We start from the raw sequence: 21,739 nt of genomic DNA on the forward strand, positions 1-21,739 counted from the left end.
CCTGCGTCTCGGGCCGCTTCGGCTCGCTTCGCTCGCTCAACGACCGGAGCGGTCGAGCCTCACCCGTGGGGTCGCCACGCCTCGTGCTCGTGCGCGAGCCACACCAGCTCGGGGTCGAGCGCGCGGACATGCAGCTGGCCCTGGGTGTGCGGCTCGTCCAGTTCGCCGAACCACACCGCCACATCGCCGGCGATGACGACGGGACGCCCAGCAGTCTCGACCACGACGATCTGCGTCCCGTCGGTATGCCCGGGCGCCGACACGAGCCGGACGCCGGGAAGCAGCTGCAGTTCTCCGTCGACAGGCACATAGCGCAGGTCGGGCGTATCGACCTTCTCGCGAAACAGCGTGTACTCGTACGCCTCCTCATCACGCGCATCATCGAGCTCGCGGCGCTGGACGTAGATCGGCTTGCCGGCGAAGAGGTGGTTGCCGCCGCAATGGTCGAAGTGCAAGTGCGTGTTGACGACGATGTCGATGCTGTCGAGGTCGAGGTCCTGCTCGCTCAGCGGGTGGAGCCGCGGATCCATGTCGGCCAGCAGCGGGTGCAGCTCCGTCATGCCGGTGTCGACCAGAACCCGCGCATCGGGGTGATCGATGACGTGCACGTAGACCGGCATCCGTTCGCCCTCGACGGCCAGATCGGCGACGAGGACCGGCGTGATGGTGGTTGCGGGCCGCGCGTCCGGATTCTGGTGCGCGGGCTGTGGGGTGATCATCGGAGTGCTCCCCGGCCGGTCGGCGTTTCGACGAGATACCTGGCGAGCCGGGCGAGGAAGGGCGTGCTCGCATCGCGGCCGAAGGGGGCCGTGCCCCAGCCGGCGGCCATCTCGGTGAAGAACTCGTTCTCCCAGTCCGCTCCCGTTCCATACGCGCTCGAGACGACCCGGATCACGCAGGTGCCTCCAGACGCCGCTTCGATCAGGAACTCGGTGGCGATCGGCGACACCGATGAGAGGTCGTCGTCAGTGAGCTCGCGTCCGGCGACAGCGGAAGCCCATTCACGCATCGGCTCGGTCATCGGCCACGGCTCTTCGTAGGCGAAGCGATGATTCGGTGCGTACGCGGTGACGACACCCGTCGACCGGAAGTCACCATGATCGAACGACACCTCGCCGCCGATCCGCGGGTCGAGTCTGGTCGGCACCATCCATGCCGAGATTCCTGCGGCTGTCGCGATCGCGTCCCACACCTGTTCCGGGGCAGCGGCCACCTCGGTGCCGCTCTCGGACCGGTATTCGACGCGGTCGGGTTCGTCGGGACTGTTCACGAGGACTCCTCAGGTCGGGGGTATGACGAAACGGTGAGGCGATGGGGACGCCCGTCGTCGTGGTGGTACCTGGCGGCCAGCGCGGCGATCGCCGATTGGAGCTCTGAGGCGAACGCGGCGCGGTCCTCGGGCGAGCGGAATCCGATCACCGTGTCGACGGTCAGGGTGGGAATCCGCGTTCCCGCAGCACGATCGGCGATCGCGCCGACCTCTGACACAGCCCGCGCATTCACCGCGACCAGGTAGGCGGCAGAGAGGCGATCAGCGACCTCATCCGGGTCGGCGGCGGTGCCCGCCAGCACGTCGGGCGCCACGACGAGGGCCCGGGCCGCACGCTGCACGTAGCGCTCGGTGATCCCGCCCCAGGCTCGTTCCCCGGCCGGTTCGACCAGTCCCTGCTCCTCCAGCGCCTTCAAGTGGTAGTTGGCCTTCTGACGCGTCACGCCGACCGTCGCCGCGATCGACGCCGCCGAGCCGGGCTCGTTCAGAGCGCCGAGGATCGCGGCTCGGATCGGATCGAGCGCGACCGCCACGGCGGCAGCGTCGTTGAGTACTCGAAGGTCGTCCACGACCCCGACCGTAGCCTTGACAATAATTGTTGTCAAGGGCTATTGGGGCTCAGACCTCGCGCCAGACGCGCACGTCCCACGGGCCGAGCTCCACCGTCGACCCGGCCCCGTGGGTCGCGTCGTCGACGACGGATGCCGCGGCCCGCGTCAGCCCGACGGTCGAGGGCCTCGGCGACCAGTTGTGAACGACCCACACGCGACCGCGCGGGCTGGTGAGCGAGTGCGCCGTGACCGAACTCGGCCGCGCCGCGAGGATCCCGTCGACCGGTCCCGCGATGTCCGAGACGAGGTCGGCGAGCGTCTGGCGATCGAGGAGCGTGCCGACCACGGTGATCGAACCGGATCCGACAGTGCGGTGCGTCGCTGCCACCCAGCGTCCGAACAGCTCATGCCGGTACGCGAGCAGCGGCTCGGCATCCGTCGCCTCGAGGCCGTCCGCCCAGCCATGCGCGGTGCCGACCACCTCGCCGGCGCGGACGACCTCGATCGGCTCGGCGAGCGCCGCGAACTCGCGGTAGCGCACGCCGGCGAGGGGGCCGAGCACCGCCGGGGCGGTCGCTGTGCGCATGCGGCCCTCGTCGTCGCCGTACCCCGTGCGCGGTCCGACGATGAGCCGCCCGCCGAGTCGCGCGTACTCGGCCAGCGTGTCGAGAGTCGGGTCGGATGCCGCGACCAGGCCCGCGACCACGAGCACCGGGTGTCGCCGCACGAGCTCGGCGGCCTCGGGCAGCTGGCGCTCGTTCACGTGCGCCACCTGGAGCCCGGCGTCCACCGCGGCGCGCCCGAACGCGCCGACGATCCGGGCGTACGCTGCACGGTCCGGCGCACCGGCCGACGCGAGCGGCGGCTCGAACTGCATCATCCACTCGCTGTCGTGCGCGTACACGAGGCCCACATCGGCGTCGGGCTCGGCATCGGTCAGCCATTCCGCCGACGCGGCGAACTGGCGGCCGATCTGCGCGATCTCGGCGTGCACGCGGCCCGGCTCGAGGTCGTGCCCGAGGATTCCGCCCCAGTGCACCTCGGCGCCCGAGTGCAGCGTGTGCCAGTGCCAGTACGACACCAGACGCGCGCCGCGCGCGACGAGCAGCCATGCCGCCTGCGCGAGCTGGCCGTCGTACGGAGGACGCGTGAGCCACGCCGGACCGATCGAACCCGCCCCGGTCTCGGTGACGAGGAACGGCCCCTGCCGCGATCCCCGCATGCGGTCGGCCATGAGGATCAGCTGCGGCACGTCGTCGGCGTACCACTGACCGCCGGCGCCCTCGCGGTCGAGGTCGAGCGCGTCTTGAGCGAGGTAGTAGGCGTTGCCGCTGGCGATGTCGAGGGCGCTGGCGACGGCCACGTCGTCCATCGCCGGTCGCTGATACGCGATGCAGGTCGTCAGGAACGTGTCGTCGGCCACGAGCTCGCGGGCGATGCCCGCCTGCCATTCGATGAAGTCGGCCGTCTGCTCCGCCTGGAACCGCCGCCATGCCAGTTCGTACGCCGGGGTGGTGTTGCCCGCGGGTGCCCACAGCTCGTCCCACGCGCCGATGCGGTGCGACCAATAGGTCAAGCCCCATTCGCGGTTGAGCGTCTCCACGTCGCCATAACGATCTGCGACCCAGTGCCGGAACCGGTCGACGACATGATCGTTGTGGATGAGGTGCAGTCCCGCCTCGTTGTCGAGCTGCACGCCGATCACCGCGGGATGCCGCCCATGCCGGCCGAGCACGGCCCGGATGACCCGCTCGGCGTAGCCGCGGAAGACCTCGGACGTGTAGTCGACCTCCTGGCGCCCACCCCACGGCACGCGCGAGCCGTCGCGACGGACGACCGCGAGCTCGGGGTGAGTGCGCGCGAGCCACGGCGGCACCGCGTACGTCGGGGTCCCGAGGATGACGTCGATGCCGTGCGCATCGGCGGCGTCGAGCACCGGCGTCAGCCACTCGAGGTGGAACTCGCCGTCTCGCGGCTCCCAGGTGGACCACACCGACTCGCCCACGCGGATGCACGTGATCCCGGCATCCGTCATCAGGCGAAGATCGGTCTCGAGCCGCGCACGTCTGGAATGGGCATCGCCGGGCAGGTACTCGTGGTAGTACGCCGTCCCGAGGCGCGGGCCGCGCCGCCACGCACCCAGGCGGTCGACGGAGTCCAGGGCTCAGCCCTCGACGCGGGTGATGCGCAGCGCGATCGCCTCGCCCTCGGGCAGTTCGACCGGCGCGGACGCCCGGTCGTACGCGTCGTTGCGTTGCACGTCGTCGAGGGTGAACACCCGGCCCACGGGCGTGACCGTCATGTTCCACGTGTCGATCACGTCGACCTCGAACCGGTCGCCGGGCTCCGGGAGCTCGCCCGGCACGCCGATGGGCAGCCGGAAGGCCCACGTCGCGGGCGCGCTGTTGCCGAGATACTGCACGTAGAGACGGCGGGGGATGCCGGCGACATAGGCCGGGTCATCCCACTTGTCGATCGGGTCGAGGCCGGGGCCCTCGACCTCCTCGAGAATCCGTCGCAGGAACGCCAGCCGGGCCGGCGAGTCGCCGCGCAGTGGCCCGCCCTCGACCATGTGGAGGCTTCCCGACTCGGTCACGAAGCTCTCGCCGTGCGAGGCGTAGCACCCGGCCACGGTCGTGATCCAGAACTGGTGCACGAGCTGCTCGGCGTCGAGGTGGCCCCAGCGGTCGGGGATGTCGCCCTCGTACTTGATCTCATCGAGCACGACCGGCTTGCCGTAGACGTCGCGGTAGAGGTTCGCGCGGCCGAACTCGGTCGTCGCCGAGCCGTTCTGGATCGACGCGTGCGTGATCCACGGCTGGTTGTTGTCGTGCAGCTCGATCCAGTTGTGGATCGAACGGAGGTGGTCATAGGGATCGATCTCGGCGAGCAGCGCTCCGGTGCGGTCCCACCGCTCCGCCGGGCGCTCGAGCTGGTCGAACTCGTTGCACAGCGACCACCACACGTGGGGGTACGCGGCCAGGCGCGCGACGAGGTAGCGCAGGTAGACCGCGTCCTCCTCCTCGGTGAGCTCGTTGAGGCCGAACTGGCCGCGGTCATAGGCGTTGTAGATCAGCACGTCGGCCTGGATTCCGCGGTCGCCCAGCACCTCGACCGCGCGGTCGAGCCGCTGGAAGAACGCGGGCACGGGCTTGGTGACGTCCCACCGGCCGTTCGTCTTCTCCAACGGCATGAGTTCAGGGATGTGCTCGATGTACCCGCCGCCCTGCGGGAAGACCATGAAGCGGAACTTGTTGAACCCCGCCTCGGCGATCGCGTCGACGGTCGACGAGAACAGTGGCTCGTCCTGGTGCAGCCAGTTGTACGCCGTCGTGCCGACCGGACGGAACGGCGTGCCGTCGGCGTGGGCGAAGTGGAAGCGGTGGGCGACGCGCACAGGTCCGTGGTTTCCGCCGCGGACGACCTCGAACTCTCCCGTCGCACCGCTCAGCGCGGCCTCGTCGCTTTCGCTCTCCCAGGTCCACGCGCCCTCGAGATCGGGGGCGAAGCGCGCGCGATACATCGTGCCGCCGTCCCAGAATCCCGGCACGACGCGTTCGGCACCGGATGCCGCGTGCCGCAGTCGCAGGGTGAGCGGAGTGCGATCGGCGGGGAGAGTGCGAGTGCCTTCGAACGTGAGCTCGAGAGGGCGATACAGCTCATGCGGCTGCGAATGGGACACGTGGTTCTCCTTCGGTGTCGTAGCGGTGCGTGCGGGATGTGCGGATCAGGGGTCGGTGCGCCGCGAGCTCTCGCGCACGACGAGCTCCGGCTCGTACACGCGCTGCGGGTCGGCCGCCGATCCGTGCTCGATGGCCTCGAAGAGCAGGTCCACCGCGGCGGACCCGAAGCCTTCGTGTCGCGCCCGGACGCTCGTGAGCGGGATGAGCGAGGCGTCCGCGAACTCGTTGTCGTCGTAGCCGACGAGGGCGACATCGTGCGGCACCGAGACGCCGCCGGCGACGAGCGACTGCAGGATGCCGAGGGCCAGGACGTCGTTGGCCGCGAAGACGCCGTCGGGCCGCTCCCCGGCGGGACGGCGCGCGAGCTCGGCGCCCACGGCGCGACCGGCAGCGATCGACCGCTCGACGACCTCGATCACCTCGACCGCGGGAGCCGCCTCGCGGGCTCCGGCGAGGCGGTCGGCCACCTGCTGCACGGGCAGCGGACCGCCGACGAACGCGAGGCGGCGGCATCCGTTCTCGATCAGATGACGAGCCGCCTGCCGACCGCCCGAGACATCGTCGATCGAGACGGACGGCTGCTCGGGGCGGCAGGCGCGGCGCCCGACGAGCACCGAGGGCGTGCCGCGGTCGCGCATCGCGGCGATGCGGTCCTCGATCGGCGCGAAGGAGGCGACCAGCAGCCCGCGCACCTGCCGCTGCTCGAACGCCTCGAGGTAGGCGTTCTCGCGGTCGTGGTCGCCGTGCGAGTGCGCGAAGAACACGGTCATGCCGAGCCGCTCGGCGCGGCGCTCGACCTCCTCGGCGATCTCGCTGAAGTGCGGGTTGCTGACGTCGGGCGACAGGTAGCCGATCAGGGTGCTGACGCCCAGGCGCAGCTGGCGTCCGGCGATGCTCGGCACGAACCCGAGCTCGTCGATGGCCTCGGCGATGCGACGCGCCCGCTCCGCGGAGACGCGATCGGGGTGGTTCAGGTACGCCGACACTGTGCCGACGGCGACTCCCGCGCGTTCGGCGACCTGGCGGATGCCCGGCCGCTGGCCGCTCGAACCGCTCTGCCGCGACACGTCAGCGCCAGTCGTGCTCGGCGGCGAATCCGAGGCGTGCGCGGATCTTGCGCGTCGACATCAGCGACTCGTATTCGCCGAGGTCGTCGACGATCGGCGTACCGGGGAACCAGCGCTCCGCGACCTCGCGCGACGGGGCCGCGACACCCGACTCGGGCGCCGCGACGTTGTACACCTCGAATCCCGGCTCGGCGGCCGCGAGGGCCAGCGCGACCGCCTGCGCGCCGTCGCGCGCGTCGATCCACGACCCGATCAGGTCTCGGCGATAGTCCGGCTCGCCGGCCCGCTCGAACGTGGCGTACTCGTCGGCGCCGACGACGTTGGTGAACCGCAGCGCGGTGATCGACGTCTCGGGGTGCCAGCGCACGAGCTGCGCGGCGATCGCCTCCTCGGCGACCTTCCCGAGCCCGTAGGTGTTGTTGGCGCTCGTGTAGGTCTCGTCGACGGGGAGCGACGGCGGCGCCTCGTCGAAGGGGAAGCCCATCGCGGTGATGCTCGAGGCGAGCACGATCGTGCGGATGCCCGCACGATGGGCGGCGAACAGCGCGTTGAACGACACGGTGACGTTGTTGTGGAAGGTCGCGGCATCCGGAACCAATCCGTTCACCGGGATCGCCGCCAGGTGCACGAGCGCGTCGAGTCCGTCGTGTCGTGCCGTCACCGAGAGGAACGCGTCGAGGGTCTGGCCGAAGTCGGTGAGCTCTACGCGCGTGAAGCCGACACCCGGTGTGCCGGCGAGATCGAACCCGATCACGTCGTGCCCGTCGGCGCGAAGCCGCTCCACCGTCGCCCGGCCGAGCTTGCCGCCGCTGCCTGTGACGCCGATCCTCATGTCGTACCTCCCTGTGACGCGGGGCCAGCATACTTGAAACGTTTCGAAATTGCTGACACACTCCTCGATGAACCGTTCCACCCCGAAGGAGATACCCGGATGCCCGTCATCGTCGACGCACCTCGGATCGAGCACCACCGCGAACCCCTCGGGATCGGCGAGCGGATGCCGCGGCTCTCGTGGATCGTGAGCTCGGCGCCGTCGGGCTGGCGGCAGACCGCCTACCGCGTCGACATCGAGCGCGAGGGCGCGACGGAGTCGTTCGAGGTCGACGGCGGCGAGCAGGTGCTGGTCGACTGGCCCGCCACGCCGCTGGGATCGCGCGACATCGTGACCGTGCGGATCGCGGTGCGAGGCGTCGACGGCGCGTGGTCCGAGGCATCCGCCCCCACGACGCTCGAGACCGGACTGCTCGAGCCGTCGGACTGGATCGCCCGGCCCGTCGGCGCGACACGGAACGAGAACCCGCACTCCGACGAGCGCCGCCCGTCGCTCGTGCGCCGCGAGTTCGAGGTGCGCGACGACCTCGTGCGCGCGCGGCTGTACGCCACCGCGCACGGGCTGTACGAAGCCGAGCTCAACGGCGAGCGCGTCGGCGACGACACGCTCTCGCCCGGATGGACCGTGTACGGCACGCGCCTGCGCTACTACACCTACGACGTCACCGACCTGGTGCGGCCGGGCGCCAATGCGCTCGGCGCCTGGCTCGGCGACGGCTGGTACCGCGGTCGCCTGGGCTGGCGCGGGGGGTTCCGCAACGTCTACGGCACCGATCAGTCGTTCCTCGGCCAGCTAGAGCTGACGTACGCCGACGGCACGCGCGACGTCGTCGCGACCGACCACTCGTGGCGCACCGCGGCGAGCCCCATCCTGCACAGCGGCATCTACGACGGCGAGGACTACGACGCCCGCGAGGAGCAGGCCGGCTGGTCGAGCCCGGGATTCGACGACGCCGGGTGGGAGATGGCGCAGGAGCGTCACCGCGACCCCGCCACGCTGGTCGCGCCCACCGCTCCCCCGGTGCGCTGCACCGAGGAGCTGCGACCCGTCGAGGTGCTCACCGGCCCGAGCGGATCGCGCATCCTCGATTTCGGCCAGAACCTCGTCGGCCGCGTGCGCATCCGGGTCTCGGGCGACGCCGGCGCGACGGTGACACTGCGCACCGCCGAGGTGATGCAGGAGGGCGAGATCTACACACGCCCGCTGCGCGCCGCGCGCTCGTCCGACAGCTACACGCTCGCCGGTCGCGACGTCGAGGAGTGGGAGCCGCGCTTCACGTTCCACGGCTTCCGCTACGTCGAGGTCGCGGGCTGGCCCGGCGATCTGGACGCAGATGCCGCGGCGGGGGCTCTCGTCGCCCGGGTCTACCACACCGACCTCGAGCGCACCGGCTGGTTCGAGTCGTCGGATCCCGCGCTGAACCGCCTGCACCAGAACGTGCTGTGGGGCATGCGCGGCAACTTCGTCGACATCCCCACCGACTGCCCGCAGCGCGACGAGCGCATCGGCTGGACCGGCGACATCCAGGTGTTCGGCCCCACCGCCGCAACACTGTACGACGTCTCGGGCATGCTCGCGGGGTGGCTGCGCGACGTCGAGATCGAGCAGCTGCCCGACGGCACGGTGCCTTGGTACGTGCCGGTCATCCCGGCCGACAAGATGTGGACGCCGCTGCGCCCGGGCGCCGCGTGGGGCGACGTCGCGACCCTCCTGCCGTGGACGCTGTACGAGCGGTTCGGCGACACCGGCGTGCTGCGCGCACAGTTCGACAGCGCGAGGCGCTGGGTCGACCTCATCGAGCGCATCGCCGGACCCTCGCGCCTGTGGAACACCGGCTTCCAGCTCGGCGACTGGCTCGACCCCGCGGCTCCGCCGAACGACCCCGCCGACGCCCGCACCGACCGCTACCTCGTGGCGACCGCCTACTTCGCGAAGTCCGCGCGCACGGTTGCGCGCATGGCGGACGTGCTGGGGCTCGGGGCCGAGGCATCGCGGTATGACACTCTCGCCGACGAGGTCGCCGCCGCGTTCATCGCCGAGTACGTGAACGACGACGGCACCATGACCAGCGACGCGCAGACCGCGTACGCCCTCGCGCTGCAGTTCGACCTCCTCACCGATCAGGCGCAGAGGGATGCCGCGGCCGCCCGCCTCGCGCATCTGGTCCGCGACGCCGGAAACCGCATCGCGACCGGGTTCGTCGGCACGCCGCTCGTGTCGGACGCGCTCAGCGGGAACGGCCATGTGTCGACGGCGTACGACCTGTTGCTCGAGCGCGAGTGCCCGTCGTGGCTCTACCAGGTGGAGCAGGGCGCGACCACGGTCTGGGAGCGCTGGGACTCGCTGCTGCCCGACGGCACGGTGAACCCGGGCCAGATGACCTCGTTCAACCACTACGCGCTGGGCGCCGTGGCGGACTGGATGTACCGCGTCATTGCCGGCCTGACTCCTGCTTCACCCGGGTACCGGCGGATCCGCTTCGCGCCGCGGCCGGGCGGCGGGCTGACGTCGGCGTCGGCGCGACAGCTGACGCCGTACGGCGAGGCGTCGATCGCGTGGCGGATCGAGGGTGACTCGCTCGAGGTCGAGGTGACGGTGCCTGTGGGGGTTGAGGCGGTGCTGGATCTGGAAGGGGCCGGCGAGGAGACGCTGGGCAGCGGCGTGCATTACCGCACCGCGGCGCTTCCGAGCTAGCCGATCTCGTCGCGGGTAGCGCCGAGGCGCGAGTGACTCACCCGCCCGTGAAGGCCACGGTGAACAATTCGTGCCCGGCCTCAAGGCAGGCATCGGCAAGCTGCGCCGCGTTGTACCACTCGCTGGTCCCGATGTCGGTCGGACCGGTTCCGCCTGCGGGAATGGCCGGCGCGGCCTGCTTCAGCGCCGCGATCGCGTCACTCACGGCGCCTTCGCCTCGCGCGGGGACCCGATCCAGCACACGCGTGGCGAGCTGGAGCCACCCGGTGTACTCCTGCCGGGACATTCGGCCCTCGCGCAGGCCCGTCTCGGCGTTGAACAGGATGGTCGACACGTCGACGAACGCTTCACAGGATTCTGCATCTGTGACCGCCGAGTCGACGGCGGGCTCCGGCGCGGCGCTCTCCGTCACGGCTGCAGTCGCATCCGGCGTCGGGTCGGCTTTCGCCGCCGGCGCGGCGCACCCTGAAGCACCTGCGCCGATCGCGACAAGCCCGACGATGACGGCGACACGGGTGACGCGATGCACTCGAGAGCTCTGCATGGAGTGAAGCATATGGCGCGTCCTTTTCGAGGCTCGGAGTTCGTGCTTCGAAGTCGGCGAGTTCCGTTTATGGCCAGTCAGCTGACGAGGTACCAGGGAGCTCATCATCTTGGGACGACAGCGCTGCGGAGGGAATGTCCTTCGACACGTGTTCGTCAACCTCAACCTCTTCGGGCTTGCGAAGACGAGGTGGGGCGGCGGACCAGGTTTTAAGTCGCTGCCCCACGACGTCGTAGGACGTAAGGATTGCGTCCATCACCGAATCGATGAAGCCGGACCTGCCCGCGAGTCGAGCGCCGCCCATCTTCCCGAGGTACGTGACCGTGAACGACTTGATCTCCTTTGCAGGATCGACGACAAGTTCGCCCGGACTCTCGCGCACTGCGCGGAGGAGTTCCGCGGTCCCGCCTCGTTGGCGGGCGGCGAACGCCTCAACTCGCAGCGTGTCAGGCGCATCCTTCAACTGACGAAGAAGCCAGTTGACTCTCGTCGTCGGCCTGCCCTCGGTGGGGGCGCCAATCGAGAATGAGCAAGCAACTTGGGCCGCGCGGATATCGACGGTTACGGTCAACGGCGACACCGCGTTGGGAATCCGGATGGCGCCCGACATCTTGCCCTCGTTCACCAGCATCTCCGTGACGGCTGCGACTCGGAGTGCAGGGTTCGCGACCTCGGCCTTCGACAGGACCTGCGTGACGTCCGCGCCAAGTCGCTGGCCAAGCTTGAGTGCGCCGTAGCGGAGCAGAGCATCGAACCGGCTCGCCACTTGCGCGGCGTCCTTGTCGGTCTTGCGGAGAGTCCCGCTCGACACCGAATCTCGAACCGGTACCCAGCTCGGACCCATGTCCGTGAACTCGACAGCGCCAGACTTCGGGTGCTCGAGATAGCGGATGAGCTCACCCAGGATCCATGCCTGGTCAGGATCCGCGACGCCGCGAAACTCCTTCTGCATGACCGCGGCAGTCAGCACTTCCGTCCACGACAGGTGGTGCATAGGAATGTACTTCGATTTGCGCTTGTCGACCAGCGTCGGATGGACGCCCGCGGCGGGAGAAATCTCATTCGAGATCGTCAAGAGGGCATCGAAGCGGTGTTCGCGCGCTACATCGAGATAGTTCTCCAACTGTTCCCGCTGAAGCTCGTTATTACCGGTCTTGACCTCGACGAGCGCAGTCCACACCTTGCTTCCCCGCTTCACACGAATCAGACCATCGGGAAAGACCTTCTTATCGGCCAAGAGAAACGGCACCTCGATGAACGTCTCGAGCACGCCCGCGGGCGCACCCATTCGGCTCGTGATGACCCGACCATATTCCTTCACGGAGCTCATCACTGCGAGCAGCGCGGAGGTCGCCCGTCGCTCTTGCTCCTCAGCTCCGTTTATCCCAGACGTGGGAATGAGACGCGCAACATTCCAGGGGTTCTCTTCTGTCATTTCGACTCCGTCATCGACACGATCTACCCGAACGCTAGCGGTAACCGCTGATGGTCTCCGACATTTCGGAAGGTAGCGCCAGGAGCCGCAGCCGTGCACGATGGGCGCAACGCATCGCGTCGGCGGGATTCGCCAAGACATCGATTTTCCAGCGCCACCCCGGTCGTAGTGCCGTACAGCGAGCTGACGGCGACAGAACCGAACGCCGCCACGGTGCACGCGGCCGGGTCCGATTCAGCGCACGTCGTGTGCCCTGCCTGGCCCTGGCACTGCCCGTGATCTTCTGCCAGCATGCAGGGCATCAGCTGTACCCACGCGACGAGGAGTTCGCCATGCCCCGGGAGATCATCACCACGCCGGACGCTCCGAGCTCTCCGCTCTACAGCCAGGCAGTGCGCGCGGGTGCGCACGTCTACGTCTCGGGCACGGTGGGCGTAGACATGGCGACAGGGGCTCTCGCCGGCGACACCGTCCAGGAGCAGACGCGCCAGGCACTCGTGAACTGCGAGGCGATCCTGAAGGCGGCCGGGGCGGGACTCGAAGACGTCGTCGAGATCGGCGTCCTGCTCACCCGCCCGGAGGACTTCGCGGGGCTCAACGAGGAGTACGCACGCTGGTTCCCGTCCGGCTCACCCGCACGGTACGTCGCGAAGCTCGGAGTCGAACTTCCCGGCATCCTCGTGTCCATCCGACTGACCGCCGTCACCGCGTAGTGCGCGAACTCGACGGGCCAGCACTAGGGAGAGCCTGTTGACGGCACGACACGACGCCGACACCGACGACGCGCCAAGGCCCCTCTCCGCCAAGGACCGTCGCGTGATCGCGTGGACCATCGCCCTGATCCTCATCGGCGGGTATGTCGTCTGGCAACTCGTTGGTCTCGCGACCACGAAGGACGCGGCGCCGCCGTCGTGGCTGATCACGGCGCCAGCAGGCGCAACGATCGTGGGAGAACCTCGGATCGACTACGAGCCCTATCGCGCTACGACGTACGTGACGGTTCGTCCGGCAGACGGTCAGAAAGCTCATCAACTGGTTGCGGAGATGGGACTGTCTGAGCAGCCGACACAGTTCGGTCCCACCCCGCTGGACTGGAGACCAGTGTGGGTTTACAGCAGACCCACGCAGGACGGCGTCGAGCTGCGGCTGGTGTACCGGCGGGACTCTGGCGACGTCATCACGCCCTGACGGCGGCGAAGGTGCACACGGAGGTCGACACCTCGCTCATTGGACACGAGAGGATTAGCGGCATGGATGCCCAAGCCGCCGCGCCGAATCGTGCGGCCGAAGAACTCCGCGCGAGTGTCGAGGAGTTCGCGGCCGGCGGATATCCCGTCGACCAAGTGATCCAGGCCGTGTGCGATTGCGGCAGCGATACGTTCGTGCTGCTCTTCGACGACGAGGTCGGCGTTGCCGCAAGAGTCTGCACCGAATGCGAGACCGAAGCGGGGATCGCGGACTCCGAGGAGCACTTCGACGACGTCGAAGCCGTTGAGCAGGCACAATGCACGTGCGGCAACGACGTCTTCACCGTCGCCACCGGGTTTGCGCTGGACGCTCTCGGTGAGGTCCGCTGGGTCTCGGTGGGACTGCGGTGCACGCGGGACGGCGTCGCAGGAATCTATGTCGACTGGCGCGTCAACTACGCGCCCACGGAACACATCCTGCGAAACGCCTAGCGCAGGCCGACCCGGGTGGGAAGGGTGAGGATCTCCGCGCCGTCGTGCGTGATTGCGATGGTGTGTTCACTGTGGGCTGTGCGACAGCCGGTGGCGCTGCGCAACGTCCAGCCGTCGGCATCCGTCACCAGCCGGTCGGTGTCGGCCATCACCCACGGCTCGAGTGCGAGCAGAAGCCCGGGGCGCAGCTTGTAACCGCGACCTGGGCGTCCGGTGTTGGCGACGTGTGGATCCTGGTGCATCGTCGAGCCGATCCCATGACCCCCGAACTCGGTGTTGATGCGGTAGCCGGCGTCGGCAAGCACCGAACCGATGGCATATGCGAGGTCGCCGATGCGAGCGCCGGGGCGGGCCGCGGCGATCCCAGCCGCGAGCGCACGTTCGGTCGCGGCGATCAGGCTGACGCTCTCGTCGGGGCGTGCGTCGCCGACGAGGAAGCTGATCGCCGCGTCGGCCGCGACGCCTCCGGTCGAGACAGCGAGATCCAACGTGAGGAGATCGCCGTTGCGGAGCGCGTAGTCGTACGGGAGTCCGTGGAGCACGGCATCGTTCACGGCCGTGCAGATGTAGTGACCGAATGGCCCTCGCCCGAACGACGGCGCATAGTCGACGTAGCACGACGTCGCGCCGGCGTCCCCGATCATGGTCCGCGTCCACTCGTCGATCTCGAGGAGATTCGTCCCGACCTGCACGAGCGACTTGAGAGCGGCGAGGATGTCGGCAACCAACGCGCCCGTGATACGCGCCTGGGCGACTTGGCTCGGGGACAGGATCTCGATCATGAGATAACAATACCGGTAAAACAATCCCGGTATTACTATCGGAGCATGATGGTACGGCTGCCGCACACCGCAGATGAAATCGAGCGCGGGCAGCGTCTCGGCGCGACGCTGCGCCGGGCGCGCGGGAAGCGCTCCATGATGGACGTCGCCCTCGACGCCGGCGTCTCACCCGAGACGCTGCGCAAGATCGAGTCGGGGCGCGTGCCCGCGCCGGCGTTCCCCACGATCGCCGCGATCGCAACGGCGCTCGATCTGTCGCTGGATGAGTTGTGGAGCGATGTCAGAGACGACACCGCCGCCGGGCCCGACCAGCTCGCATCGTGACGCTGCTGCATAGTTGCCTCGATCGGGCCGATGAATCTCTGCGCGATCAGAGGTCCTCGTGGCTCCTTCTCCAGTTCACCTGCACGTCGGAGGCTGAGCGTAGCCTTCGCTGGTGATGGCCGAGTCGCTCGTCTTGCCTGCGCTTCATGTTCCGGCTGACGTCAACGTCAGTGAGGAGCTACGCGGCGGAGCCCGCCTCTGGGTAGACGCCGTCCGGCGCGGCAGCACGTTGCCGCTCGTTCCGGACCTCTCCCGCGACATCGTCATGACTCACGATGGCCCAGAGCTGACGGCGCGGACCGTCTCATTCACTCTCGTACCTGTCGCCCGAAGAACGACCATGACGGGGGTTCGGCTGCCGATCGCTGCGACCAACATCAACCTCGATCGCACTTGGCCGGGTTGGGCGTCGCGACGTTCCCCCGAAGACCGGCTTGCGGACGCGCTCGAGAATGGGGCGATCACTTGGATCGAAGATCCAGTGGTGTCTTCTTACGTCGCAAGCACTCAAGCATCTCCCACGAACGTCCCGCAGATGGCCCGCTTCGCGCTCGTTTCGGAACGCACGCTTCGCCGCCGGGTCAAGCATGCTCTCGGCGTCAGTCCTGTCTATGTCGGGCGGGTCCTGCGGCTGCACCGACTAGCGCGATTGATCCAGCACCACTCCGCCGCAGCAGCTTCCGCCGATGCCGGCTACGCCGACCAGTCTCATGCCGCGCGCGACGTTCACTCACTCACGGGCCTGCGCCTTCGGCAGTTCGCGCAGTTCAGGTTGGCCGAATAGTTCAAGGCGGGCGAGCACTCGCTCGCCAGAATCAGCCGTATGAGATTGGGTTATGTCATCGTCTACGTTCCTGACGTCGCTGCTGCCTTGGACTTCTACGAGCGCGGATTCGGGATGGCGAAGAGGTTTCTGCATGAGTCCGGTGACTTCGGCGAGGTCGATACCGAGGGACCTCGACTCGCATTCACCAGCCATCGACTCGGTGAATCGGCCGTGCCGGTCCCTTACGTTCACCTCGATCCCGCTCAGCCTCCCGCGGGGTTCGAACTCACCTTGGTGACCAGCGAGGTCGACGAGGCATATGCCACTGCCGTGCGAGCGGGCGCAACACCCCTCGCCGCCCCTCACGATGAGCCCTGGGGTCAACGGGTCTCGTACGTACGAGACCCGTTCGGGGTGCTCGTGGGCATCGCTTCACCGATGGCCTGATGCACGGGGCGTTCATGCCTCCGAGGTGTGTGCGGTACCTCGAACTCGCGAAGAACGGGTGTGGGTTAGTCGATTCTCAGTTTGGCGGCGGTCGTCGTCCTGACGGTCTCGGCCCTCGCGTCGAGGCGAAGCTGGCGCGCGTGGTTCCCGACCCTCACCCACCTGGCAACAACCCACGCCGTGTGCTGACCGACCTGACTTGCGATCAGGTCAGCGAGCTCGCCACCTAGATCACCGTCGCTCCCATTCCGGAGCCTTGGAGGAAAGCGCCCCCTGGATATGCTTTCGGCCGATGGCTTCCCCCACGATCGAGCAGAGGTACTTCTACCCGGACGGGCGACTCCAGGCAGCGATTCCGATGCATGTGGTCAGCGATACTGCCGATGTTGTCGTCGGTTGGACGACGCCCGGTACTGAGATCTCCTACTGGTCAACCGCGGACGGGGCCGATCCGCGAACGATCCCGCTCAGCTCACGCTTCTCCGGACGTCTCACGACCGCTCGCCGCACGTGGACGGGAGGAGCGATGCTCCGCGTCGTCCCTTTGAAAGAGCGGTGGCAGGTACTTCACTTCTGGGATTCTCAGACCGGCGCGTTCCTCGGTTGGTACGTCAACCTGGAGTCCGCGAAGACCCGCCGCAGTTCCTCAATCGACGCCGTCGACTGGCACCTCGATCTCCTGATCTCTCCCGACCTCGTAGTCACGTGGAAAGACGAGGACGAAGCCGCGGCTGCGGCAGGCACTCCCTACCTGCGACTCGAAGACTTGCGGTCCGCCCGCGAAACCGGTGAGGCCATCGCATCCGATCCTCAGAGAATCCTCGACCAGATCGGCGATTGGCGAAGCTTCGAACCATCACCGGATTGGAAGCCTCTCGCGCTTCTCGACGACCACCTGTGACGGTTCGCCGCGTTCATCGCCGAGTACGTGAACGATGACGGCACCATGACCAGCGACGCACAGACGGCGTACGCCTTCGCCCTGCAGAGACCGCGGCCACCGGCGACGAACGAATTGAGCGTCGGGACCACTGTTCCGCCGCCTGTGGGAAACCCGCTCACAACGTGAACGCGTTGATAGTTTGAGCGCACCTCGGCCGGCATTCGAAAGGAAGCGACTCAGTGGTCAGAAACATTGACGTGAGTGATCAACTCGACCAGCAGTGGCGCCTATGGCTCGAACAGAGAACCGTCCGACTGCAGCACGGGGATGATCTGTCGGTCGAGCGGGAGACCGAGCACACGCTCCTCTTCCGATGGCGCATCGACGCGACCCGAGCGAGCAAACTCATCAACCGGTCGCGATCCGTTCGAGTCTCACGAACCAACGGCCAGCCCCGGTACATCATCGACGCGATAGCCCAGGAGGACCTCCTCGACGACTCCGTGAGGCACTCGCTCCAGTACATGCTCACCATCGCGGCGGCGTGCCGCGGCACCTACGACGGATTCGGCGCACCGATCATGAACGCCGCCAATGTCGACGAACCGCCCACAGAACAGTGAAGACCCGCAGGCGGTGAATGACCGCGACCCCCGCACCATCTAGACGTGAGCAGCCCGTTCACCGACAGCCATCCGAACACCAGTCGCGGGCCGTGAGGCGGGCCGCCGCCCCGTGGTACGTGAACACGATGCGAATGCCTCGACGCGAAGCCCGCGCGTTGGACCCACGGGAGTGCTCAGTTGCCAGAAGTTCGCGTACGAGTAACGAACATGGTCGAGTCCGGCTCGCCAGCGCCTTCCCTGGCGCGTAGGTCCGCCCCGCACCCATCCGAGGCGCAATGACGCGTCCGCGCTAGCCGCAGTTCGGGCGACACCCTCGCTGGGTGACAGCGTCGATCAGCACCGTGCCGATGTCGGTCGGCTGAAGCGCCTGATACGCCGCGCCGTCAGTAGCCGCGGCGATCTGCTCCAGAGCGGACTGGTCGGTGTCGGGGCCGTACCCTATCGCGATGACGGCGACCGGCTTCGCCGGATCCCGCAGCTTCTCGAGTTCGGCGAGCAGCCCGGGCAGGTCGAGGCCCTCGTCGTCCTCGTTCTTCCCGTCGGTGTTGAGCAGCACCAGGTTGACCTGGCCTGGAACGTACGTCTCGCGCATGTACTTCACCGCCGCGAGCACGCTGTCGTAGAGTCCGGTACCGCCGCCGACGAGACTGTCGAGGTTGTTCGCCGTGTCGATCGTGGTCTGCTTGTGCGCCGGATCGCCCAACGGGCCGAACGGGACGATCTCCTGCCAGTCCTGCGCTCCGATCCGCTCGCTCGAGAACACCCACGTTGCGAGCGATGAGTCCGTCGACAGTGAGTTGATGGCGCGGACGGCGGCCTGCTCGAACAGGTCGATGCGCCGCATGTCGGCCGTTGCCGGCTCGAACATGGAACCCGAGACGTCGTTGAGCGACAGCATCCGGGACGGCGCAGTGAGCACCTGCCAGGTACGCAGCACTGCGGCCTGGTTCACGCCGTCCGTGAGCTCCGGGGCCGCGCTCGCCCCGTCCGTGCTCGAGTCGGTCGCGGTCCCCGCCGCGTCACGCAGGCCGAACTCGGCGAGGTGGTCGCTTCCGTCCTCCACAGCAGCCGCGAGCGCCTCGACGGCCGCACGTGTGTCGTCCGAAGCGTCGGCGAGTGTCACGAGCGGCATGCTCACCGCTGGCTTGACGTCGGCAGGGATGACCGGCACGAGCGGGGTCGCGGCATCCGCGTTGTATCCATGGACCGCTTGCTCAGTGGTCACGGCGACGGTGGGCGTCGTCGCACCGGATGCCGCGGCGAGCGCGTCGTCGGCGGTCGGGACGACGCCGGCGTCGAGGCCGAGCACGAGCGTGGTGAACGTGCGCGCATCGCCGGCGACAGCGGTCTGCAGGGCGAGCAGCGCGGCAGAGCTCGCGGCGACCGTCGCGGGATCGGGCAGCACGGGGGCGATCGAGCCGGTCGCGAAGCTCGAGAATCCGGCACCCTCGAGTGCGGTTGCGGTGGGCTCCGTCGCCGCGAAGACGACCGGAGTGCTGGCTACCATCGCGCCGACCTCCAGATCTGCGGCATCCACCCCCGTGAGCTCCGCCTGAGCAGTCGCTCGCTCAGGCCACATCGCCGAGTCGGGCACCCATCCATCGAAGTCCGGCTCCGTCCCCTCAGCGAGCGCCGCTGCGGTGATCGCGCTGTCCTCCGCCTCGATCGTCACGTCGAGGCAGTCCGAACCGGATTCCGTCTCATCGTCGACGATCGCCTCGAGCGCTTCGGCGATGGCCGGATCCGCGGTGATGCGCAGACTCGATGACGGGCAGTCGCCCGCCGGCGCCGCCCCCTGGTCCGGTTCGGCGGTGGTTTCGCGCGTCAAGAAGATGCCGACCACGACGGCGATCGCGACCACGAGGACGAGGATCACGGCCAGGAGGATCAGCGAGCGCTTCCGCTGCTGCGCCGCCCGCGCGGCAGCGCGCGTCGGCGTACTGCCGGTGGTGGGTGTGTTCGGCTGCACTCGAACCACATGCACTCCGATGAACGGCGGGTTGGGGGCCCGCTTTCGGGATACGACGCCGTACCCGAGGAATACGACATCGTAGGTGGGGGGATTCTTCAGTGGAGTATAGGCGAGGGCGGGAAGGGAGTACGCCCGCCCATCTCACTCGCCGCCGCACCGGCGGCCCGACACCGCACGAACGTTCACCGCCAGACGGCGTTGTCTGGGTCGATCCCATGCGCACGGGCTGACTCGTCGATGATCTGACGGAACCAGCACGCAAGCCCGGGTCTGATGCCGTTGTAGTGGGCGGCGAAGCCCGGATCCGACTCGAACATGCGCCCCAGACACACCTGCATCTCCCGCGTGAGGGGGAAGAAGTTCGAGAAGACCTCGCGATGCCGCTCGACGAGCCCATTCGCCTCGGGGCTGCCGGGAGCGACTCCGCGTCCGAGAGCGTCGCCCAGGTCGCGCTGGAGCGTGGACATCGCGTCGGAGAGCGATCGCCACTGCTCACGCGTACGGGACGCGGAACGCTCGGCGAACTGAGCCCACTGAGTCGAGCCGCCCCAGATCGCGCGGGCTTGCCGTGAGCGGGCCGGGTCCCAGTCGGGTCCGAACGTCTCCACCTGCGCTTCATCGGTGAGCAGGATGCCGCGTTCGTGCGCTTCCGTCATCCGTTCCAGTCGGTGATCGAGCTGCTGCAGATCGCGGATCCGGTCGGCCAGCTGCGCACGCTGCTCACGAAGGGTCGCGCCGATCTCCGCCGTTGCATCGTTGAGCACCTCACGCACGGCATCGAGCCCCAGACCGGCCTCCCGATATGCCACGATGCGGTGCAGACGGTACAGGTCCTCCTCGGTGTAGTGGCGATAGCCCGCCCTGGTGCGCACGGAAGGCGACGCCAGGCCGATCTCGTCCCAGTGATGCAGCGTGCGGACTGTGACGCCCACGACCTCCGCAGCCACGCCGACCGTGACACCGTCGGAGATGTCGCGGTCAACCATGTGCACCATTGTGACCTCCCTTCGCCGACTGCGGGCCCGTGATCCCGATCGCGGCAAGATCACGCGCCTCTTGGCTGTCGGGGTCGAACTCCTTCGCAGCCGAGTACACGATGCGCGCGCGCTCCGGCGTGATCAGCTCGATGTCGCGTGTGAGCCACGGAGTGTCACGCGGTCCGGTGACGCAGCCGGGAGCGAGCTGCGTGCACGCCTCGGCGACAGAATCGATCTCGCTTTGGACGCACAAGAAGCTCACGGTCATCGCCGGCACGTCGGCGGGGCCCGTATCCGCCGCCGCGGGCACGAGCAGCACGTCCTGGAACGCCCAGCGGCGCAGGTGGACGACCTGTCCGGGGACGCTGAACAGCTCGACGAAACCCAGGCCCCGCACCCAGAAGTCCGTCGACGCCGCGAGGTCTGCCGTGGGAATGGACACGAAGGCCGGCATCGCGTAGATGCCGCGGTACACCTCTGGCGCAACCGCCTTCGGCCCCCGCTCGGCTACCGGACCCATCTCGAACGCATCGAAGTATTCACTCATGCATGGCATCGTTCGCCCTCACGCAACGTGAGGGTCAAATCCGCTACGACGCAGCCGAACGGGGCCGGCACTCGTAGATGCCGGCCCCGTCCGAGCGTGAGGGATGAAGCTCAGACCTCGGGCGGCGCCTCCTGCAGCGCGCGGACCTCGATGCGGCTCTTCAAGACCACGGCGATCTTGGACGCCCACTCGACGGCGGCAGTCTCGTCGGGCGCTTCGATGACCCAGAACCCGCCGACGTACGAGTCCGCCTCGACGAACGGCTCATCGAGCACGCGGGGCTCGCCCGAGGTCACGTCGACCGTCTTCGCGGTCGACGGCGGGTTGAGCCCGCCGGCGAAGAGCCACGCTCCGGCGTCCTTGAGGGCGGTGTTGAACTCGTCGACCGCCGCGATCACTTCGGCGAACTCGGCCGGGTCGAACTCCTGCATCGACTCCATCGTCGGCTCGGTCGCGGTGTCGTGCGGCATGGTCAGGAAGTACTGAGTCATCGACGGATCCTCTCGTAAGTGGGCTCCCTGGTGTCGCCCTTACCAACGCGTCGAACGAGCCGCACGCAAATCGACATCAGCATCAGAAAACCCGCCCGATCGATTCCTCACTCGCGCGGAGCGCCGAGTGCGTTGCTGACGTCGAAGTGCGCATGAAACTCGGGAAGCA

The 21,739-nt window shown here is 68.3% G+C and carries 23 protein-coding genes; 9 read left to right on the plus strand and 14 right to left on the minus strand.

The genetic code is table 11. The features are described from left to right. Positions 1–59 precede the first annotated feature (59 nt). The 7 genes from AC3ANN_RS16370 to AC3ANN_RS16400 are packed head-to-tail and all read right to left on the minus strand — an operon-like array spanning position 60 to position 7,403. Positions 60–719 (minus strand): N-acyl homoserine lactonase family protein, encoded by a 660-nt coding sequence (locus tag AC3ANN_RS16370; RefSeq protein WP_488338443.1) that lies wholly within the window; start codon positions 717–719, stop codon positions 60–62. Further along, positions 716–1,270 (minus strand): SRPBCC family protein, encoded by a 555-nt coding sequence (locus AC3ANN_RS16375; protein WP_488338444.1) that lies wholly within the window; start codon positions 1,268–1,270, stop codon positions 716–718. Before AC3ANN_RS16375 ends, AC3ANN_RS16370 begins: the two co-directional genes overlap by 4 nt. After that, complete coding sequence (locus tag AC3ANN_RS16380; RefSeq protein ID WP_488338445.1) at positions 1,267–1,839, minus strand: helix-turn-helix domain-containing protein; 573 nt, start codon at positions 1,837–1,839, stop codon at positions 1,267–1,269. The genes AC3ANN_RS16375 and AC3ANN_RS16380 overlap by 4 nt, the downstream gene beginning before the upstream one ends. A gap of 49 nt (positions 1,840–1,888) precedes the next feature. Beyond that, entirely contained in the window at positions 1,889–3,982 is a 2,094-nt protein-coding gene (locus AC3ANN_RS16385) for a beta-galactosidase (protein ID WP_488340855.1), read from the minus strand. 3 nt (positions 3,983–3,985) lie between these two features. Continuing rightward, positions 3,986–5,503, minus strand: coding sequence for an apiosidase-like domain-containing protein (locus AC3ANN_RS16390; protein ID WP_488338446.1), 1,518 nt, complete (start codon positions 5,501–5,503; stop codon positions 3,986–3,988). Positions 5,504–5,548: 45 nt separating this feature from the next. Then, on the minus strand, positions 5,549–6,571 hold the full coding sequence (locus AC3ANN_RS16395; RefSeq protein WP_488338447.1) for a LacI family DNA-binding transcriptional regulator: 1,023 nt from the start codon (positions 6,569–6,571) through the stop codon (positions 5,549–5,551). Position 6,572: 1 nt separating this feature from the next. After that, positions 6,573–7,403, minus strand: coding sequence for an NAD-dependent epimerase/dehydratase family protein (locus AC3ANN_RS16400; RefSeq protein ID WP_488338448.1), 831 nt, complete (start codon positions 7,401–7,403; stop codon positions 6,573–6,575). Positions 7,404–7,502: 99 nt separating this feature from the next. Between AC3ANN_RS16400 and AC3ANN_RS16405 the strand changes: the two genes are divergently transcribed. Then, the gene (locus AC3ANN_RS16405; protein ID WP_488338449.1) at positions 7,503–10,097 is read left to right on the plus strand and encodes a family 78 glycoside hydrolase catalytic domain; all 2,595 of its coding nucleotides are present in this window, start codon (positions 7,503–7,505) and stop codon (positions 10,095–10,097) included. Between the two features lie 37 nt (positions 10,098–10,134). Here AC3ANN_RS16405 and AC3ANN_RS16410 read toward each other — a convergent pair whose 3' ends face one another. Next, positions 10,135–10,509, minus strand: coding sequence for a hypothetical protein (locus AC3ANN_RS16410; protein ID WP_488338450.1), 375 nt, complete (start codon positions 10,507–10,509; stop codon positions 10,135–10,137). 199 nt (positions 10,510–10,708) lie between these two features. Then, on the minus strand, positions 10,709–12,076 hold the full coding sequence (locus AC3ANN_RS16415; RefSeq protein WP_488338451.1) for a hypothetical protein: 1,368 nt from the start codon (positions 12,074–12,076) through the stop codon (positions 10,709–10,711). A gap of 332 nt (positions 12,077–12,408) precedes the next feature. On the opposite strand from AC3ANN_RS16415, the gene AC3ANN_RS16420 reads away from it, so the two are divergent. The 3 genes from AC3ANN_RS16420 to AC3ANN_RS16430 all read left to right on the plus strand — a co-directional run bounded on the left by AC3ANN_RS16420 (position 12,409) and on the right by AC3ANN_RS16430 (position 13,755). Beyond that, positions 12,409–12,789 carry a RidA family protein gene (locus tag AC3ANN_RS16420; protein ID WP_488338452.1) on the plus strand — a complete coding sequence of 127 codons (381 nt, stop codon included), beginning with the start codon at positions 12,409–12,411 and terminating at the stop codon, positions 12,787–12,789. Between the two features lie 103 nt (positions 12,790–12,892). Then, entirely contained in the window at positions 12,893–13,264 is a 372-nt protein-coding gene (locus tag AC3ANN_RS16425) for a hypothetical protein (protein ID WP_488338453.1), read from the plus strand. Positions 13,265–13,275: 11 nt separating this feature from the next. Continuing rightward, positions 13,276–13,755, plus strand: a complete 480-nt coding sequence (locus AC3ANN_RS16430) for a hypothetical protein (protein WP_488338454.1) — start codon at positions 13,276–13,278, stop codon at positions 13,753–13,755. Here the strand turns inward: AC3ANN_RS16430 and map are convergent. Next, on the minus strand, positions 13,752–14,537 hold the full coding sequence (map, locus tag AC3ANN_RS16435) for a type I methionyl aminopeptidase (protein WP_488338455.1): 786 nt from the start codon (positions 14,535–14,537) through the stop codon (positions 13,752–13,754). The genes AC3ANN_RS16430 and map overlap by 4 nt on opposite strands. A gap of 48 nt (positions 14,538–14,585) precedes the next feature. On the opposite strand from map, the gene AC3ANN_RS16440 reads away from it, so the two are divergent. The 5 genes from AC3ANN_RS16440 (at position 14,586) to AC3ANN_RS16460 (ending at position 17,580) form a co-directional block, all read left to right on the plus strand. Then, positions 14,586–14,861, plus strand: coding sequence for a helix-turn-helix domain-containing protein (locus AC3ANN_RS16440; RefSeq protein WP_488340856.1), 276 nt, complete (start codon positions 14,586–14,588; stop codon positions 14,859–14,861). 115 nt (positions 14,862–14,976) lie between these two features. After that, positions 14,977–15,645: a helix-turn-helix domain-containing protein gene (locus tag AC3ANN_RS16445; RefSeq protein ID WP_488340857.1), complete on the plus strand. Its 669-nt coding sequence runs from the start codon at positions 14,977–14,979 to the stop codon at positions 15,643–15,645. A gap of 39 nt (positions 15,646–15,684) precedes the next feature. Further along, positions 15,685–16,074 carry a VOC family protein gene (locus AC3ANN_RS16450; RefSeq protein ID WP_488338456.1) on the plus strand — a complete coding sequence of 130 codons (390 nt, stop codon included), beginning with the start codon at positions 15,685–15,687 and terminating at the stop codon, positions 16,072–16,074. Positions 16,075–16,366: 292 nt separating this feature from the next. Further along, positions 16,367–16,975 (plus strand): ribonuclease FAU-1 family protein, encoded by a 609-nt coding sequence (locus tag AC3ANN_RS16455; protein ID WP_488338457.1) that lies wholly within the window; start codon positions 16,367–16,369, stop codon positions 16,973–16,975. 239 nt (positions 16,976–17,214) lie between these two features. Continuing rightward, positions 17,215–17,580 carry a ribonuclease E inhibitor RraB gene (locus AC3ANN_RS16460; protein WP_488338458.1) on the plus strand — a complete coding sequence of 122 codons (366 nt, stop codon included), beginning with the start codon at positions 17,215–17,217 and terminating at the stop codon, positions 17,578–17,580. Positions 17,581–17,872: 292 nt separating this feature from the next. Here the strand turns inward: AC3ANN_RS16460 and AC3ANN_RS16465 are convergent, their stop codons facing one another. From AC3ANN_RS16465 to AC3ANN_RS16480, 4 genes are all read right to left on the minus strand, one after another. Then, complete coding sequence (locus tag AC3ANN_RS16465; protein ID WP_488338459.1) at positions 17,873–19,561, minus strand: hypothetical protein; 1,689 nt, start codon at positions 19,559–19,561, stop codon at positions 17,873–17,875. Positions 19,562–19,737: 176 nt separating this feature from the next. Then, entirely contained in the window at positions 19,738–20,541 is an 804-nt protein-coding gene (locus AC3ANN_RS16470; protein WP_488338460.1) for a MerR family transcriptional regulator, read from the minus strand. Next, positions 20,534–21,079: a VOC family protein gene (locus AC3ANN_RS16475; RefSeq protein WP_488338461.1), complete on the minus strand. Its 546-nt coding sequence runs from the start codon at positions 21,077–21,079 to the stop codon at positions 20,534–20,536. Before AC3ANN_RS16475 ends, AC3ANN_RS16470 begins: the two co-directional genes overlap by 8 nt. A 110-nt stretch (positions 21,080–21,189) precedes the next feature. Beyond that, complete coding sequence (locus tag AC3ANN_RS16480; RefSeq protein ID WP_488338462.1) at positions 21,190–21,570, minus strand: YciI family protein; 381 nt, start codon at positions 21,568–21,570, stop codon at positions 21,190–21,192. Between the last annotated feature and the right edge of the window lie 169 nt (positions 21,571–21,739).

The organism is Microbacterium sp. STRO-2N (assembly GCF_057747775.1).